Source organism: Candidatus Streptomyces philanthi (genome assembly GCF_059553635.1).
Window position 1 is genome coordinate 1 of sequence record NZ_JCANQV010000134.1, and the last position, 15850, is coordinate 15850.

The 15850-nt window shown below is 69.4% G+C and carries 16 protein-coding genes; 4 read left to right on the forward strand and 12 right to left on the reverse strand.

The features are described from left to right. Positions 1-169: 169 nt before the first annotated feature. From tgmC to AC51EU_RS17145, 8 genes are all read right to left on the reverse strand, one after another. Entirely contained in the window at positions 170-1336 is a 1167-nt protein-coding gene (gene tgmC / locus AC51EU_RS17110; protein WP_496267833.1) for an ATP-grasp peptide maturase system methyltransferase, read from the reverse strand. Then, a complete protein-coding gene (gene tgmB, locus AC51EU_RS17115) occupies positions 1326-2261 on the reverse strand; it encodes an ATP-grasp ribosomal peptide maturase (protein WP_496267834.1) in 936 nt (311 codons plus the stop codon). The genes tgmC and tgmB overlap by 11 nt, the downstream gene beginning before the upstream one ends. Before the next feature lie 35 nt (positions 2262-2296). Then, on the reverse strand, positions 2297-2593 hold the full coding sequence (tgmA, locus tag AC51EU_RS17120) for a putative ATP-grasp-modified RiPP (protein ID WP_496267835.1): 297 nt from the start codon (positions 2591-2593) through the stop codon (positions 2297-2299). Between the two features lie 202 nt (positions 2594-2795). Beyond that, positions 2796-3236 carry a hypothetical protein gene (locus tag AC51EU_RS17125; RefSeq protein ID WP_496267836.1) on the reverse strand — a complete coding sequence of 147 codons (441 nt, stop codon included), beginning with the start codon at positions 3234-3236 and terminating at the stop codon, positions 2796-2798. Positions 3237-3433: 197 nt separating this feature from the next. Then, the gene (locus tag AC51EU_RS17130) at positions 3434-4639 is read right to left on the reverse strand and encodes a helix-turn-helix domain-containing protein (protein ID WP_496267837.1); all 1206 of its coding nucleotides are present in this window, start codon (positions 4637-4639) and stop codon (positions 3434-3436) included. Between the two features lie 112 nt (positions 4640-4751). Then, entirely contained in the window at positions 4752-6434 is a 1683-nt protein-coding gene (locus AC51EU_RS17135) for a phospho-sugar mutase (RefSeq protein ID WP_496267838.1), read from the reverse strand. Positions 6435-6544: 110 nt separating this feature from the next. Beyond that, positions 6545-7366 (reverse strand): purine-nucleoside phosphorylase, encoded by an 822-nt coding sequence (locus tag AC51EU_RS17140; RefSeq protein ID WP_496267839.1) that lies wholly within the window; start codon positions 7364-7366, stop codon positions 6545-6547. 350 nt (positions 7367-7716) lie between these two features. Then, entirely contained in the window at positions 7717-8154 is a 438-nt protein-coding gene (locus AC51EU_RS17145) for a gamma-glutamylcyclotransferase family protein (protein ID WP_496267840.1), read from the reverse strand. A gap of 204 nt (positions 8155-8358) precedes the next feature. On the opposite strand from AC51EU_RS17145, the gene AC51EU_RS17150 reads away from it, so the two are divergent. Continuing rightward, positions 8359-9804 (forward strand): NAD(P)H-quinone dehydrogenase, encoded by a 1446-nt coding sequence (locus AC51EU_RS17150; protein ID WP_496267841.1) that lies wholly within the window; start codon positions 8359-8361, stop codon positions 9802-9804. A gap of 508 nt (positions 9805-10312) precedes the next feature. Then, positions 10313-10588, forward strand: a complete 276-nt coding sequence (locus AC51EU_RS17155; protein ID WP_496267842.1) for a GntR family transcriptional regulator — start codon at positions 10313-10315, stop codon at positions 10586-10588. 67 nt (positions 10589-10655) lie between these two features. Here the strand turns inward: AC51EU_RS17155 and AC51EU_RS17160 are convergent, their stop codons facing one another. The 4 genes from AC51EU_RS17160 to AC51EU_RS17175 all read right to left on the reverse strand — a co-directional run bounded on the left by AC51EU_RS17160 (position 10656) and on the right by AC51EU_RS17175 (position 14160). Next, the gene (locus tag AC51EU_RS17160; protein ID WP_496267843.1) at positions 10656-11063 is read right to left on the reverse strand and encodes a hypothetical protein; all 408 of its coding nucleotides are present in this window, start codon (positions 11061-11063) and stop codon (positions 10656-10658) included. A 23-nt stretch (positions 11064-11086) separates the two neighbouring features. Next, positions 11087-11983 carry a JmjC domain-containing protein gene (locus tag AC51EU_RS17165; protein ID WP_496267844.1) on the reverse strand — a complete coding sequence of 299 codons (897 nt, stop codon included), beginning with the start codon at positions 11981-11983 and terminating at the stop codon, positions 11087-11089. A gap of 93 nt (positions 11984-12076) precedes the next feature. Continuing rightward, the gene (locus AC51EU_RS17170) at positions 12077-12304 is read right to left on the reverse strand and encodes a DUF397 domain-containing protein (RefSeq protein WP_496267845.1); all 228 of its coding nucleotides are present in this window, start codon (positions 12302-12304) and stop codon (positions 12077-12079) included. A 620-nt stretch (positions 12305-12924) separates the two neighbouring features. Then, positions 12925-14160: a helix-turn-helix domain-containing protein gene (locus AC51EU_RS17175; protein ID WP_496267846.1), complete on the reverse strand. Its 1236-nt coding sequence runs from the start codon at positions 14158-14160 to the stop codon at positions 12925-12927. Between the two features lie 232 nt (positions 14161-14392). Between AC51EU_RS17175 and AC51EU_RS17180 the strand changes: the two genes are divergently transcribed. Next, positions 14393-14695 carry a DUF397 domain-containing protein gene (locus tag AC51EU_RS17180; RefSeq protein WP_496267847.1) on the forward strand — a complete coding sequence of 101 codons (303 nt, stop codon included), beginning with the start codon at positions 14393-14395 and terminating at the stop codon, positions 14693-14695. 415 nt (positions 14696-15110) lie between these two features. After that, positions 15111-15850, forward strand: a 740-nt coding sequence (locus AC51EU_RS17185) for a DeoR/GlpR family DNA-binding transcription regulator (protein ID WP_496267848.1), incomplete at its 3' end; no start/stop codon positions are given.

The following is a 15850-nucleotide window of genomic DNA, read 5'->3' on the forward strand; positions in this document are numbered from 1 at the left end:
CGCCGACCAGACCCTCGGCGAGCTGCGCGAGATCAAGGCGGCCGCCGCGCACCGCGAGACGGCCCGGGGCGAGGTGTCCGTCCGCTGGGCCTACGAGATCATCGCCCCCTGCGTGGCGGGCGCGGTGGGCCTGGCCGTGACGCTGGCCCTGTAGCCCGCCGTGCGGCCGTCAGGCCGGTAGGTGCCAGGACGGCCCGGCCGGGTCCTTGATCCACACCGTCTGTGTGAGGTCCGGGGCGACCGTCATACCGAAGCCGGATTGATCGGGCGCCCCGGCCTCCCGCCAGGTGAGCAGTGCCGTCTCGATCTGGTCCCAGAGGCGCAGGGGGCCGTGCTGGTGCACGTCCCAGCCGCCTTCGGTGGCTTCGGTCCATGCCTGTGATCCGGTGGCGGTGTCCACGAGGATCACCCCGTCGCCCGTGGTCATGAGTTCTGCGGAGGGGGCGGCCAGCTGGGCGACGAACTGGGCTGTCCAGTCGTTGTTGAGCAGTGCCGGGTCCACGCGGCTGCGACGCGTGGTGCCGTCGTGACGGAAGAAAATGGGCCGGGGCGGACGCTCGTGGGGACGGGCGAGCATGAAGCTGATCCGGTCGCCCGTGAAGCGGCCAGTGGCGCTGCCGTCGTCGCCGAGTGTGAGCCGGATGAGCCCAGAGGCGAGCATCCAACCGCTGAGGGTCATGGTGATCGTGCCGCCGTCGCGGACCTGCCGCAGCCAGGAAACGGGGACGGTCCGTACGGCGCAGGTGGCCACCAGGGCATCGTATTCTGCGTTGTCCTTGTGGCCTTGGAGCCCGTCGCCGGTGACGAGGTGGGGGCGGTGGCCGGCCCGGTGGAGGCGGTCGGCGGCCAACCGCGCCAGTTCCGGGTCGTACTCGACCGAGGTGACGTTCCGCGCGCCGACGACGTGGGAGACCAGTGCGGTGGAGTAGCCGGTGCCGGTCCCGACCCACAGCACCTGGTCCCCTCTGCCGATGCCGGAGAGTTCAGCCATGCGGAGGACGAGGGAGGGGAGAGTGGAGGAAGAAGTGGGCCGTCCCGGGACCGGGCCAGTGGCGTCGGCGGCCGCGACTCCGTCCACCTGGGTGACCACGGTCCGGTCGGAGTAGGCCAGCCGCAGCCAGGCGGTCTCGTCGGTCCGATCGCGAGGGAAGGGCTCCCACAGAGTTCCGTTCGGGCGGTACACGCAGGTGCCGAGGAAAAGGTGACGGGGGACGGACTCGACAGCGGCGCGCCATGCGGGATCGGTGAGCAGCCCCTTGGCGCAGAGGGTGTCGGCCAGGGCACGGCGCAGGGCGGCGGGCGCGTCAGGGGGCGGGGCTGCGGCGTCAGCGTTCACAGGGCTCTTCTCCACGGTGCTGGAGTTGGTCGGCGAGGGCGTCGGTGATCCGGGCGGTGATGCGGCCCGGGAACCAGGCCCATTGCCCATTCGGGTTGCACTCGTACATCCACCACTGCCCCTCGCGGTCGATCCCGAAGTCGAAGGCGCCGTAGACCAGGCCGAAGACGTCCAGATAGTCGTGGACGGCCCTGACGACGTCAGGCGGTGTGTCGATGAGGGTGTACGTGTTGTGGTCGTAGGTACGTCGCCAGTCGAGGCTGGGGGAGTCGATGAGCACGGCGAAGAGCCGTTTCCCGACGACTGTGAGACGTACGTCGGCGATCTTGTCGACGCGCCGTTGGAAGAGGTGAGCGGTGCGTGAAACGCCGGTGTCGAGGGCGTCGGGGGCCACGTCGTCCACCCAGACAGTCAAAGGACGGTCGTCCGGACCGGTGTAGGCGCTGTTCCACAGTGGCTTGTAGAGCACCGGACGGTACTGCCCGGCGAAACGACGGGCTTCTTCCGGGTCGTTGGTGATCAGCGTCGGCGGAATGCGAAGTGCGCATTGCGCGGCGGTGGCCAGCTGGGCAGGCTTGTACTCGGCGTCCCGGTTCCGCCAGGGATGGTTGACGTAGTGCGCGCCGGGAAGTGCCGCCAGGACGCCACCGAGTCCGTATCGTGCCTGGTCGCCGCACCACCGCTGGACCTGGCCGGGCCCGACGGCATAGGGGGTGGGGCGGCGCCAGTAGACCGACCGGACGCTGGCCAGATCCGCGATGCGGGTATCGGTCAGCACCCTGCCGCCCATGCCTTGGCCGTCGAGGAACGCGTTCAGCCGGAGCCGGTCGGGGAAGTCGCCGGGGTCCAAGCGGACCACGGGGACATCGCGCTGGTACAGCTCCGTGACCACGAGGTCGGCAGTGGTGTCATCGAGCCGCGTCACGACAAGGACGGGAGCGTCCACGGCGGCACTTGCCATCAGTCGCTGTCGCCCGATTGGTCGTGCCCCTCATCCCTGTTGCCGTCCAGGCTGGTCGAGGTGCTTGTTTCTTGTGATGTCTCACTGGCCTTGTGCTTGTCCAGGGCCGGAAGCCGGGTGCCGTCCTCGGCGAGCCACCGGGCCGTCTGGGTCCGGGCATCCAGCGAGATGCGTGCGTGCGGCAGGACGATCGTGTCCGGGAAGGGCTTCATGCGGACAAGCCCCCACGGCATAGGTGTTGTTGTCGGTGTCACTGTTGCTGTCTCCTTCTCGCGGCTGTGTCGATTGTGGGGCATGCGGTGACGTGCCGTCCGTGGATGGCTGGAACGGGGTGGCTCCGCCCTCCGCCGGTAGTCCCAGGAGGGTGGCGGATTCCTCGCAGCGCGGGCGGACCCGGTGCGGTATCCCTTGGCGGAGCGCTCGGGATCTTCCCCGTGGGACGGGCCGAGGGCGTGAACTGAGTCCGCCGGCTCGTGCGGGACACGCGCTTTTCCCTGCTCAGGGCCTGTCCGGTCGGGGGAAGCCGTACGCGGGCGGGGCGTTGTACCCTCCGGTGGTCCGGCTGTCGCCCGGATCGCCCGTGCCGGGGTCGTCGTACTCGACGCCCTTGCCTTCCGCTTCGTGCTCGTCGGCCTCGGTGGGGTCGCCCTTCAATAGGAGCAACCGGGCGCCCCGGCTCTCCGATACCCGGTGCACCTTGACCAGGTGGTCGTTCAACTCGACGGCCAGCAAGTGAATTTCGCCGGGAGTCCACGCCTTGCCGGCAAGGATGCGGCAGGATTCTGTGATGAGTTCGGCGGCGGAACTCATCTGCTCTTCCTCCATCTCGTCGGCGAGGCGGGAGACATGGCCGACCCGGTCGCCGCCGAGGACGTAGCACGGCTTCCCGTCCAGGGTGGTCCACGGCAGCAGGCGTGCGGCGTCCATGAGGTTTGTCATGACGCCTTCTCGACTCCGTGCGGGCCCCGCGAGCCTCGCGATAGCGTTGGTCATGTCGTCAACTCCTCGATAGCTGATGGCCACGCCCCCGGGCCGCACGCGACGCGGCCGCGGGGGTCTGCTGTCGCGCAACAGCCTGCAGGCACGCGAGGGCCCGAGTGTTCCTGAACGAGGAACACTCGGGCCGTAACGGCGGGCTACATCCCCACCCAAGTGGCCAGCGACGCCAGTCCCCGTGGCGCTCGACGCCGGCGACGGACCAGCACGGCGATCGTCTCTCGCATCAATGGGTGGTACCGCGCCTGCTGGGGCGCGACTTCCCTGGCCCGATGCAAGGACTTTTCGGCTGCTTCCGCCTTTCCCATCTGTGCGTACGCACGCGCCATTTCGATGTGATAGCGGCCTACCCTCATGCGGGGGTGTTCGGTGGGGAAGTGCAGCTGCCGAGCGGCCTTGATCGCGTCGCCCAGCTTCCCCAACTCCACAGCGGTCGCGACTTCGAAGTGGGCAACATTCGTTTTGCCGAAAGAGGCCCAGTAAGCGCGGGGCACGTCCCGTCCGATCTGTGCGGCGGCTTGTCGTGCCATCTCCATGTAGCCATCGACAGCGCCCTCGTTCTTGGCCTGGGCCGCGGCGATCGCGCCGGCCAGATGCAAGCTCCCGGAGACGGCCAAGGCCGGTATCGAGCCGGCATCATCATGCTGTGTGACCAGTTGATGTCCGCGCTCAAGAATCTTCAGGGCCATCTGATTGTTCCCCCGGCGCAAAAGCATGCTGCTGCGCTTGTTCAGCCGGATGGCAAGCAGCAGAGGATCTTGTGCTTGTTCTGCCATCCAGCCCATTCGCTCCAGTGCGATGGAAGCGAGTTGGTGATACCCCAATCTGTAGGCGAATTCGTATGCCACCGAGTAGGACCAGCTCAGAGCGGATGCCACACGTTGACGGTCACTACCGGTGGGAAGCAGGCTGAAGGCTGTGGTCAGCTCTCCCAGGAGTCCAGGTAGCTTCGAACCCACACCTTTGTATTCAGTGGCACAGGCACCGGCGCACAGTTCATCGACCTCGGCCTCCAATGCCGCAACGGGCCTGGGAGTGATCTCGGGGTCCGGCCCGAGGTCGTACAGATCCAGTGCATCCGAGAGCGGGGCGATCATCCGGTCGAGACGGTCTTGCCGCATCTCTGCCATATACGGCTGGCCGTTGAGCACGGAGACGTCGACTTCGAGGACTCTCGCGACCGCGGCCACTATGGCAGGGGTCGCAGGTGTCAGCCCTGCCTCGACCTTCGCGATGGTGCTGCGGGAGACGTAGGCACGTTGAGCCAGGCCCGTTTGTGTCAGCTGGCGCAGCTTGCGGAGATCAGCGATGCGTGCGCCGATGTGGTCGTCATCAGGGGGTGGCATGCATAACTCCGTTCTGCATGGCGACAACAGAACGGTACCCCTGGTCACTTGCGGAGAGGCGGGCCGGGCGGGCCGGGCGCTCCTCGCCCCGGCCCGCCCGTCGTGCGTCCGCTCAGATCCCGGCGGCCGCCGAGAGGTCCCGCTTCAGCTGTGCCAGGAACGCCGCCGCGCGCCCGCGGGCGTCCGGCAGCGCGTCCCGGGAACCGACCGGGACGACGGCCTCCAGGTAGCACTTGAGCTTGGGCTCGGTGCCGCTGGGGCGGACGACGACCCGGGCGGAGCGCACGCCGCTTTCGGGGGTGCCGGTGAGGTGGTAGCGCAGCCCGTCCGTCGCGGGGAGCGTGGCGCTGCCGTGCGACAGGTCGTCGGCGGTGTCCACCGGGAGGCCGGCGAGGGAGGCGGGCGGCTGCTCGCGCAGCCGGCGCATGGCGTCCGCGATCAGCGAGAGGTCCTGGACGCGGACCGAGAGCTGGTCGGTGGCGTGCAGGCCGAACTCCAGCGCCAGGTCGTCCAGCAGATCGGTCAGGCCGCGTCCGGCGCTCTTGAGACCGGCGGCGAGTTCGGCGATCAGCAGGGCGGCGGTGACGCCGTCCTTGTCGCGGACGCCCTCGGGGTCGACGCAGTAGCCCAGCGCCTCCTCGAAGGCGTAGCGCAGGCCGTCGACGCGGGCCAGCCACTTGAAGCCGGTCAGGGTCTCCCGGTAGCCGAGCAAGGCGGAGCCGGCGATCCGGGACATCAGGGACGAGGAGACGATCGTGGTGGCGAAGGTGCCGGACGCGCCCTTGGCGACCAGATGGGCGGCGAGCAGCGCGCCGACCTCGTCACCGCGCAACATCCGCCAGCCCGCCCCGGCGTCCGGGTCGGGTACGGCGACGGCACAGCGGTCCGCGTCCGGGTCGTTGGCGATCACCACGTCGACGGCGTCCGGCCCCTGGGCGCGGGCCGTGGCGAACGCCAGGTCCATCGCGCCCGGCTCCTCCGGGTTGGGGAAGGCCACCGTCGGGAAGTCCGGGTCGGGCTCGGCCTGTTCCGCGACGACCACGGGCGCGGGGAACCCGGCCCGCTCGAACGCGGCGAGCAGGGTGTCCCGGCCGACGCCGTGCATCGGCGTGTAGACGGTGCGCACCTCGCGCGGCGAACCGGGGGTCAGTACCGCGTCGGTGCGCGCCAGATAGGCCGCGAGGATGTCGTCGCCCAGGATCTCCCAGCCCGCGTCGGGGCGCGGCACGTCGTGCAGGGAGCGCACCGCCGCGATCTCGGCGGCGATCTCCCCGTCGGCCGGCGGGACGATCTGGGAACCGTCGCCGAGATAGACCTTGTAACCGTTGTCGCGCGGCGGGTTGTGGCTCGCGGTGACCTCGACGCCCGCCACCGCGCCCAGGTGCCGGATCGCGAACGCCAGCACGGGCGTGGGCAGCGGGCGCGGCAGCAGCGCGGCGCGCAGGCCCGCGCCGACCATCACGGCCGCCGTGTCACGGGCGAAGTCGGCGCTCTTGTGGCGCGCGTCGTAGCCGATGACGACGAGCCCGGAGCCCTGCCCCTTGGCCCTCAGGTACGCCGCGAGACCGGCCGCGGCGCGGATGACGACCGCGCGGTTCATCCGCATCGGGCCCGCGCCCAGCTCGCCGCGCAGACCGGCGGTGCCGAACTGGAGGGTGCCGGAGAAGCGGGCGGCCAGCTCGGCGTGGTCCCCGGCGCCGATCAGCCGGGACAGCTCGTCACGGGTCTCGGGGTCGGGGTCCTCGGCCAGCCAAGTCCGGGCCCGTTCGGTCAGCTCCGCGGGGTCGGTTGCCACGTGATGCTCCTGGTGGTGGGGGTGGGGAGGGCCCGGGGCCGGCCCCGGTGCGCGCCTCGTACGGAGGGACGGCGCGGGCCGGGCGGGCGGTGCCGCCCGGCCGCCGTGGCTCAGATCCTGCCGAGCACCTGGGCGAGCAGGCCGCCCATCCGGGACGCGGAGTCGCGGCCGGCCTGGAGGACCTCCTCGTGGTTGAGGGGCTCGCCGGTCATGCCCGCGGCGAGGTTGGTCACCAGGGACAGGCCCAGCACCTCGGCGCCGGCCTCACGGGCGGCGATGGCCTCCAGGACCGTGGACATGCCGACCAGGTCGGCGCCCAGGGTGCGGACCATCTTGATCTCGGCGGGGGTCTCGTAGTGCGGGCCGGGGAACTGGGCGTAGACGCCCTCCTCCAGGCTCGGGTCGATCTCCTTGCACAGCGCGCGCAGCCGCGGCGAGTACAGGTCCGTCAGGTCGACGAAGTGGGCGCCGACGATCGGGGAGGTGGCGGTGAGGTTGATGTGGTCGCTGATGAGGACCGGCTGGCCGGGGCGCATGCCCTCGCGCAGACCACCGCACCCGTTGGTGAGGACGATGGTCTTGCAGCCCGCCGCGGCGGCGGTCCGCACGCCGTGCGCGACCGGGGCGACACCACGGCCCTCGTAGTAGTGCGTGCGGCCCAGGAAGACCAGCGCGCGCTTCTCACCGATCCGGTACGAGCGGACCGCGCCGCCGTGGCCGGCGACGGCCGGGGCCGGGAAGCCGGGCAGCTCGGTGACCGGGAACTCGTGCTCGGGAGTGCCCAGCGCCTCGGCGGCGGGGGCCCAGCCGGAGCCCATGACCAGGGCGACGTCGTGGGAGTCGGCGCCGGTGAGCTCCCGCAGGCGGGCGGCGGCGGCGTCGGCGGCGCCCTGCGGGTCGCGGGCGATGTCCGGGGTAACAGATGCGTTCACGCGGACGAGGGTAGCCGCTGATTCCCTACGCGCGTAGATGCCGGTGCTCACACGGCCGGGAACGTGTGGTTGCCGCCCCGGGAGATCAGCGTTGACGGGACCGGGCGCGCCGCCTCCCACCGGGCGGAACGGGCACACAGGCGGGCCGGGAAGCGGGAGCGCGTGGCGTCGCCCACACCAGCGGTGTCCGTATGGCGCGAACCCGTGCGTCACAGCCGACGGGGGCGCGCACTGTCGCTCAGCGCCCCACGCGCGTCACAGATGCCCAGGTCCGCGTCGCCGCCCGGCGCGTTTCACAGGAACCCCGCGAGTCGCTCGCCCCAGGAGACGCGGCACTGCCCGTCCGCCCCTCAGCACGGCCGCTTGCGCAGCTCCATCACATAGTCGTGCGGTGCCCCGGCCGACTCCGCCGCGTCCGCGATCTCCCCGAGGTAGCGCGCGGAGGGCAGGCCGCCCTCGTAGCCGTTGAGGACGTAGAGCCAGGCCGCCTCGTCGCCGTCGAGGGTGTGCACCCGTACCCGCATCCGGCGGTAGACGTCCATGCCGACGCCCTCCCAGCGGTCCATGGACTCCTCGTCCATGGGGGCGATGTCGTACAGGGCGACGAACACCTGGGAACGCGGCGCCTCGACGATCGTCGCCAGCGCCCCCTCCCAGCCCATCTGCTCGCCGCCGAAGGTGAGCCGCCAGCCGTTGAGCCAGCCGGTGCCGCGCAGGGGCGAGTGCGGTGCGCGGCGGGACATCAGCCGCGCGTCGAGGTTGCCGGCGTACGCGGCGTAGAGCGACATGGTTCGAGGGTACGGGAGGACACCCGGCCGACCCGTGGTACGGGGCATCGGGGCGGCGCACACCCGCACCGAAGGGTGCAGCGGCGCACGCCTTCGGGCGCGTGCTCCCGGCGCCCGCCCCGGTGGAGATCCACTTCCGTGTGACCCGCGCTCCCGGCGTGCGCCCGCACCCCCGCCGGGAGCCACCGGCGCGCGTGCGGGACAATGGAGGACGTGACTCGGATCGTGATCATCGGCGGCGGACCTGGCGGATACGAGGCGGCCCTGGTGGGCGCCTCCCTCGGCGCGGAGGTGACCGTCGTCGACTGCGACGGTCTGGGCGGCGCTTCGGTGCTCACCGACTGCGTGCCGTCCAAGACGCTCATCGCCACCGCCGAGGTGATGACGACCTTCGGCTCCTCCTACGAGGAACTGGGCATCATCGTCGAGGACGGCACCCCCTCCGCCGACGACCCCGCGCAGGTCGTCGGCGTCGACCTCGGCAAGGTCAACCGCCGTGTCAAGCGCCTCGCCCTCGCCCAGTCACACGACATCACCGCCTCCGTCACCCGCGCCGGGGCCCGCGTGCTGCGCGGCCGCGGCCGTCTGGAGCCGGGCCAGTCCGCCGACGGCTCGCGCCGGGTCACGGTGACCGTCGCCGACGGCACCGAGCAGACGCTGACCGCCGACGCCGTGCTGATCGCCACCGGCGCGCACCCCCGCGAGATCCCGGACGCGCAGCCCGACGGCGAGCGCATCCTCAACTGGACCCAGGTCTACGACCTCGACGAACTGCCCGAGGAACTGATCGTGGTCGGCTCCGGTGTCACCGGCGCCGAGTTCGCCGGCGCGTACCAGGCGCTCGGCTCCCGCGTCACCCTGGTCTCCTCCCGCGACCGGGTGCTGCCGGGCGAGGACCCGGACGCCGCCGCCGTCCTGGAGGACGTCTTCCGGCGCCGCGGCATGAACGTCATGGCGCGCTCGCGGGCCCAGTCCGCCAAGCGGGTGGGCGACCGCGTCGAGGTCACCCTGTCCGACGGCCGCACGATCTCCGGTACGCACTGCCTGATGGCCGTCGGCTCGATCCCCAACACCGAGGGCATCGGGCTGGAGGAGTCCGGCGTCAGGCTCAAGGAGTCCGGCCACATCTGGACCGACAAGGTCTCCCGCACCAGCGCCCCCGGCGTCTACGCGGCGGGCGACTGCACCGGCGTCCTCGCGCTCGCGTCCGTCGCGGCGATGCAGGGCCGGATCGCGATGTACCACTTCCTCGGCGACGCGGTCACCCCGCTGAACCTCAAGGCCGTCTCCGCCAACGTCTTCACCGACCCGGAGATCGCGACCGTCGGCTACTCCCAGGCCGATGTCGACAACGGCCGGATCGACGCCCGGGTCGTCAAGCTGCCGCTGCTGCGCAACCCGCGCGCCAAGATGCAGGGCGTCCGCGACGGTTTCGTCAAGCTGTTCTGCCGTCCGGGCACCGGCATCGTCGTCGGCGGTGTGGTCGTCGCGCCGCGCGCCAGTGAGCTGATCCACCCGATCTCGATCGCGGTCGACAACAACCTGACCGTCGAGCAGATCGCCAACGCCTTCACCGTCTACCCGTCGCTGTCCGGCTCGGTCGCCGAGGTGGCCCGCCAGCTGCACACGCGCAAGACGGCCGCCGAGTAGCGGGACCGCTCCCCGGGCGGCCTGCCGGAGGGCCCGGAGGGTGACGCGCCGCCCCCCGGGCGAGGGGCGGCGGATTCCGGACACCCCTCGTCGGCCACCTCGCACCAGACGGTTTCGACGTCGGGGCGCGGGATGTGCCGCACGGTGACGGGCGCGGTGGTGCCCCTGCCGCAGTGGCAGACGGCGGGAGGCACCTGCGGGGCGGGGTTGGTGAACGCGTCGCGAGTCATGCCGCTGCCCCTCGTACGGTGAACTGGTCGCCGTCGTAGCGGTAGGGATAGTCCGCGCCGATCTCGGCGAATGCGGCCGCCCACCAGCGTTCACGCTGTTCCGGGTGAGCCCTTGCACTTCTTCGGCATGGAAGATGGCGCGTGCCTGTGCGGACGTGGGGCCCTTCCAGGGGCGCGGGAAGAGAGGCCCTTACGTCAAGATACGTAAAGGCTTGTAAAGGTACGTCAATGCACGTGTCTTGATGTTCGCGTCTGCTGCACCCCGCTACCGTTGCGGCATGGAGTACGGCCCAGACGACATGATCGAACGCGACGCACCCGAGCCCCCGTATCAGCAACTCGCGGGCATCCTGCGTGCACGCATTCAGCGGGGCGATTGGAAGCCCCGCCGCCCCATCTCGTCCGAGACGCGACTCTGCGAGGAATTCGGCCTGTCCCGCCCGACGGTGCGCCGGGCGATTGCCGCGCTGGCGCGGGACGGCCTGCTGTTCGTTGTCCCGCAGCGCGGGACCTACGTGTGCGACCGTTCCGCGTCCGTCGGCGAGGATGCTTAGGCAGGCGGCCCCGCGTGGCCCGGGGTGGATATCGGGCGAAGGAACGTACGGGGCCGTCCCAAGCGCGTCATCCGACAGGCGCGGGGCAGGCTGGCGGGGAGTCGTCCGCGTACTTGTGGCGCTTGGGCCGTGGACAGGCGACCAGGGCACGGGAGACGTAGTCCCTGGTGTGCGCGTACCAACCCCACACCACGTCCTTGCCCACGGTCTGGGCGAGTTGTGCGCGTGCGTATTCGAGTCGGATCGCGGCCGGGAAGCTGTCGGCATCCAGCGGCGGGTACTGACTCAGCGCCTTCTCCAGCCATGCCACCGCCTCTCCCTTGTTCGTGAACGTGTCGTCGATGTGGCGGGGCGGGCGGCGTAGCCAGTCCTCGACGAGGAAGGGCGGGTAGGTGTCGGGGGCCTCCCCTTTGCGTGCCTGTCCGTCCGAGTAGGCGCGGCCGGTGTAGGCGTAGGCGTGCCAGTGCTGCGTCACATGGGCTCCTCGGGGAGGGTGGTTCAGGGGCGGAGCGCTGCGTCCTGGACGTACTTAACTGCGTCTTCGGCGTCCATCAGCAGCAAGGTGCCGATGAGGTATTGCCGCGCCTGCTCAACCGCACAACGCGTTTCACCCGTAAGGGTGTTGGGGGGTAGCTCCTCGCGCATCTGCGGGTCTCGCAGTGCTTGGTGAAGGATGCCTTCGGCGAGCTGCTGCGCCAGCCACTGGTGCGTACGTTCCTTGAACGCGACCGTGAGATGCAGCGAGGTTTCCTCGCCCACGGTGTAGGGAGAGTGCACGTACCCACGGGGGAGCCACAGCACATCACCGGGAGCAAGCGTGTAGCTCATCGTCGGCGGAGTGTTGGCGAGGTAGTTCCGTTGTTCGGGAGTGAACCCGGTCAGGTGGAATGAGCCGTATTCCTGGACAGGGTTCTTCACGAACGGGGGGTGGCAGGGCCACGTCTTGCGGCCGGCGAGCTGCACCACGAGCGTCACGTACGGGTCGAAGTGGTACTTGAGTCCTTGGGCGCCGGGCGGGGTGAGGTACGCATTGACGTGTACCCCGTAGCCGGTCTCCTGCCGCAGGTCCTGGTGCAGCTTCGCGATTTCCGGCTTCAGTTGCTCCAGTTCACGGAGGGAAACCGACCCTCCGTTGGTGATGTGGCGGCGGACGGCGCCCCGGCGGGGCATTCCGGGGTCGTCGGGGTCGTGGTACTCCCACGTCTCGTAGACCTTGCCCTCCTGGAGGAGAACGACGTTCCGCATGGCAAGGCAGTCAGCGTCAATCAGCGCGCCCACCTCTTCCAGGGTCAGCAGTTCACGGAACGAGTCGGGGTCACGGTGGAAGCGAAGAGGCTTATGCGGCCAGTTCGCCAAGATCTCAGCGGGATCGTCGATCAACGCGCTCAGCGACACGCCTGCTCCTTGTCATCGGCACCGAACGGAAGGGGGCGGGGCACCCCGCAACGTGAATATCCGAGGTGCCCCGCATTGCTGTTCGCGGCCGTATCAGCCGTGCTGTTCCATCCATCCGCGAGCGAACTTCGTGATTTCGTCGCGGCTCATTCGCAGCTCACGGCCAGTTCCCTCGGGCTTGGAGTCCCGTAAGGCGTAACCGCCGCCGTGGAGCTGCGACACAGTGATGCAGCTCTCCATGGATTCGTCTCCGTTGTCGCCACCTCCGCAGAGAGCGACGAAAGGACCGCTGATCTCCTTCTCGTAAAGATTCACTTTCATGGTTCCTCCGTATCGCTTCGGATGCGTACATTGCGGCCGCCCAGCCGGTGGTCCACGTTGCCCGCCGGGCAGCCCGCCCGCCCACTCCATTTCGGGGAGGACACCTCACGGCCGGGATCTCAATCGACCGGCCGCGAGGGGCTTAGCTATCGGCGCGGCGAACCGCGCTCCTTGTGGAACTTGGCGACGGCCGCGAGCTGCCGCTCCTCATGCTCGGTCGCCGGCCGGGGGCGTGTGTACTTCCGCCGCCACTGCCACCCCGTGGGACGCTCAAGGAGAATTTCTTCCCCTCGTATGGCCAACGCGACGGCTGGCACTTCGTAGTCGCGGTCGTAGACCACACTGCGGAGAGGCACCGCGTCCGGAGTGGGGAACACGCTCTTGCTCCTGATCGCCGGTCGAGGTGCTGCGACGGAGCTGTGTGCCCTGGTCCGCTTTTGAGTCTCGCGTTGCCCAGACCGGTCGGTGCGCTGTCGGTCTGCTCCCTCTCCCTGCATAAGGACTCCCGGCCATCTCGAATCTGAGATGGCAGGAACCTACGGGCACAAAGGCATGTACTCCACACACGCAGAAGTGCAGTTCATGAAGCGCAGTAGTAAAACTGCTACGGCACGTAGTAGTTAGCCTGTGATACCCAGGTGCGCAGCCAGATCGCGCATGTCCTGAGTCAGTGTCCGCTTCCGCGTCTTGAGCAGATCTGTCATGACGTAGCGCGCCAGGGGCTGGTGTTTGATCCACTCGCCTGATGTTCGGCGAACGGACATAAGCACATCCATGGCATCCTGGTGCTGCTTCAGCGTGACGTGCGCCTTGGCCACATCAAGCCGATGCCTGTCCCAGCTCGCCGGTGTCGGTTTGCCGAAATTTCGGATCGCCTTGTTGCTCAGCAAGCCATCGTCAGCGCGGCTCAGTACACCATGCGCGTCGCCCAGGAGCGCCAAGTCCTCAACGGCCTTGAGTTCCGCAGTGACCGGCCCGAAACCACTCCAGTGATCGGGGAAACGAGCATCCTCGCGTTTGAGCGCGCTCGCGGCCGTCCCTGCCATCCTGCGCGCCTCTTCGGCTACGTCCGGCCGATTGTTTCGAATTGCGGCAGACGCAACCCTGAGCCACAGTTCGCCCCACACGGCAAGGTGAGCGGCACTGGCACTTGAAATTCTGGGCTCGATCTCCGCCGCCGTCTGAGCCGCAAGTTGCTCGCTTTCATCAAACCGATCCTGCCTCAAAAGAAGCCAGCACATACCCACAACGCCCGTGCTTGCCGTAAGCGTTGTGCCGGACTCTCGGGAAAGTCGAATCGCTTCGGCCAGCGCGTAGTAGGCCATGTCGTACTGGCGGACCTGAGTCAGATATTTGCCTGCCAACAACAGTGCGTGGCAACGGGCGATAGTGGCGCGCTGTGCATCGTCACCGTCCAGGGTGGCCGCAGTAGCTTCGGCGGAGCGCAGCAATGCAGGCAACTTCTTTGCTACGGAGTCGTACCGATCGGCCCAGTAAAGCGCGTGCGCATCCGCTGTGGCCCTGCGCAGCGTTCGCAACTCCACAGCCTGGCCAACATCCATCACAGGAGCAGAGAGCCCCACGGGAGGCATCAGAGCCTTCCGTAGCTCAACGAGGTAGCGGCGGTTGGCCTCGTCGCCGACAACCGGGGCGGTGGTCTCGGTAGCGAACAGCGCCGAAGTGGGCACGCCCAACGCACGTGCAAGGATGTGCAGCGTCTCCATGCGGACATCACCGCCCTGCTCCACCTTCCGGACTGTGCCCACCGACAGGTCGGAGGCCCCGGCAAGTTGCTCTTGACTCATGCCTGCCGCCCGCCGGAACTTTCTGACGTTCTCGGCCAGTCCAGTAGCCACAGGATCACCAACCTTTCCTGCTCAGCGTATGCCCGCAGGGGCGCACAGACACGCAAAAAGCCCCGCACCCGCCCCCGCAAGGGAGGCCTGTGCGGGGCTCTGCTGATCCCGTGCAAAGGGTGGTAGCTGCGGCGTGAGTTCTTTCTCTCCCTGCCGCTCAAAAAGCGTAGAAAGGGGCGCTTCCCTAACTGGGGCGCAAAAGTCTGTGACCCGTACGCAGACGGCGCGGCTATTGGCCCCCGGCCCGGAAGGCACTTCGGAAGGGGGACACCCCCACCCCAAGAGCACCCATAGCAACGGTTCCGGAGGTGACTGCCTCGAAGTCGCCGAGGGCTTCCACGGCTCCGCCCGCTGGCGCAAGAGCACCCGCAGCAACGGCGACGGCGGCAACTGCCTCGAAGTCCGCGACGACCTCCCCGGCATCGTCCCCGTCCGGGACTCCAAGGAGGCGCCCCACGGCCCCGCGCTCGTCTTCCCCGCGAGCGCCTGGGACCGGTTCGTCACCGCCGTGAAGGCGGACGCGCTCGCCGTCTGAAGGTCCCGGTTACGGCCCCTGCTCGCTGTTTGTCCGCGGCCGGCCGAGGGGGTGAGACCGGGCCGGAACGGCCGCTCATCCGGCCGCGTGTCGCGACACGGTCCGGGGGAAAATTTGTGCGCGTACTGAGCGGCGGGGGTGACGGCACGTTTCGCCGGGGCGGCGGGCGGTGGGTTCCCGGACGCGGTGGCGCGGGCCGTCCGCAGGGGTGCTGACCTGGGAGGTGTCGGCATACGGGCGAAGGCACGGCGGGGAGCGCGGGCCGGTGGACCCGGCATATGTGGGCCGTATACCACTTCATCGTCCTCAGCGTGAACAACTTCCGTTTATTGGTGCAAGGTGCTGAAAACCGACGGCCGTTGGCGTTACTGTCGGTTTCGTGTTCGCTGCAGAACGTCGCCAACTGATCCTTGAAATGGTGCGCGCCAATGGAGCGGTGTCGCTCCGGGAGCTCGCCCGTGTCGTCCAGACCTCCGAAGTCACCGTACGGCGGGACGTCCGTGCGCTGGAGGCAGAAGGGCTGCTCGACCGCCGTCACGGCGGTGCGGTGCTGCCGGGAGGGTTCACCCGGGAATCCGGCCTGCCCCAGAAGTCGCATCTGGCGACCGCCGAGAAGACCGCCATCGCCGACCTCGCCGCGGGCTTCGTCGAGGAGGGTGAGGCCATCGTCGTCGGCGCCGGCACCACCACCCAGGAACTGGCCCGCCGGCTCGCCCGGGTGCCCGGCCTGACCGTCGTCACCAACTCCCTCCTGGTCGCCCAGGCGTTGGCCCACGCCAACCGCGTCGAGGTCGTGATGACCGGCGGCACCCTGCGCGGCTCCAACTACGCGCTGGTCGGCAGCGGGGCCGAGCAGTCCCTCCAGGGCCTGCGGGTCTCCCGCGCCTTCCTGTCGGGCAGCGGGCTGACCGCCGAACGCGGCCTGTCCACCTCCAACATGCTCTCGGCGAGCGTCGACCGCGCCCTGGTGCAGGCGGCGGGGGAAGTGGTGGTGCTCGCCGACCACACCAAGCTCGGCTGCGACACGATGTTCCAGACCGTGCCGACGGAGCTGATCACCCGCCTGGTCACCGACGAACCACCCGCCCACGACGACCGCGCGGGCGCGGAGTTGCAGGCCCTGGCGGACCAAGGGGTGCAGATCGCCGTGGCGAG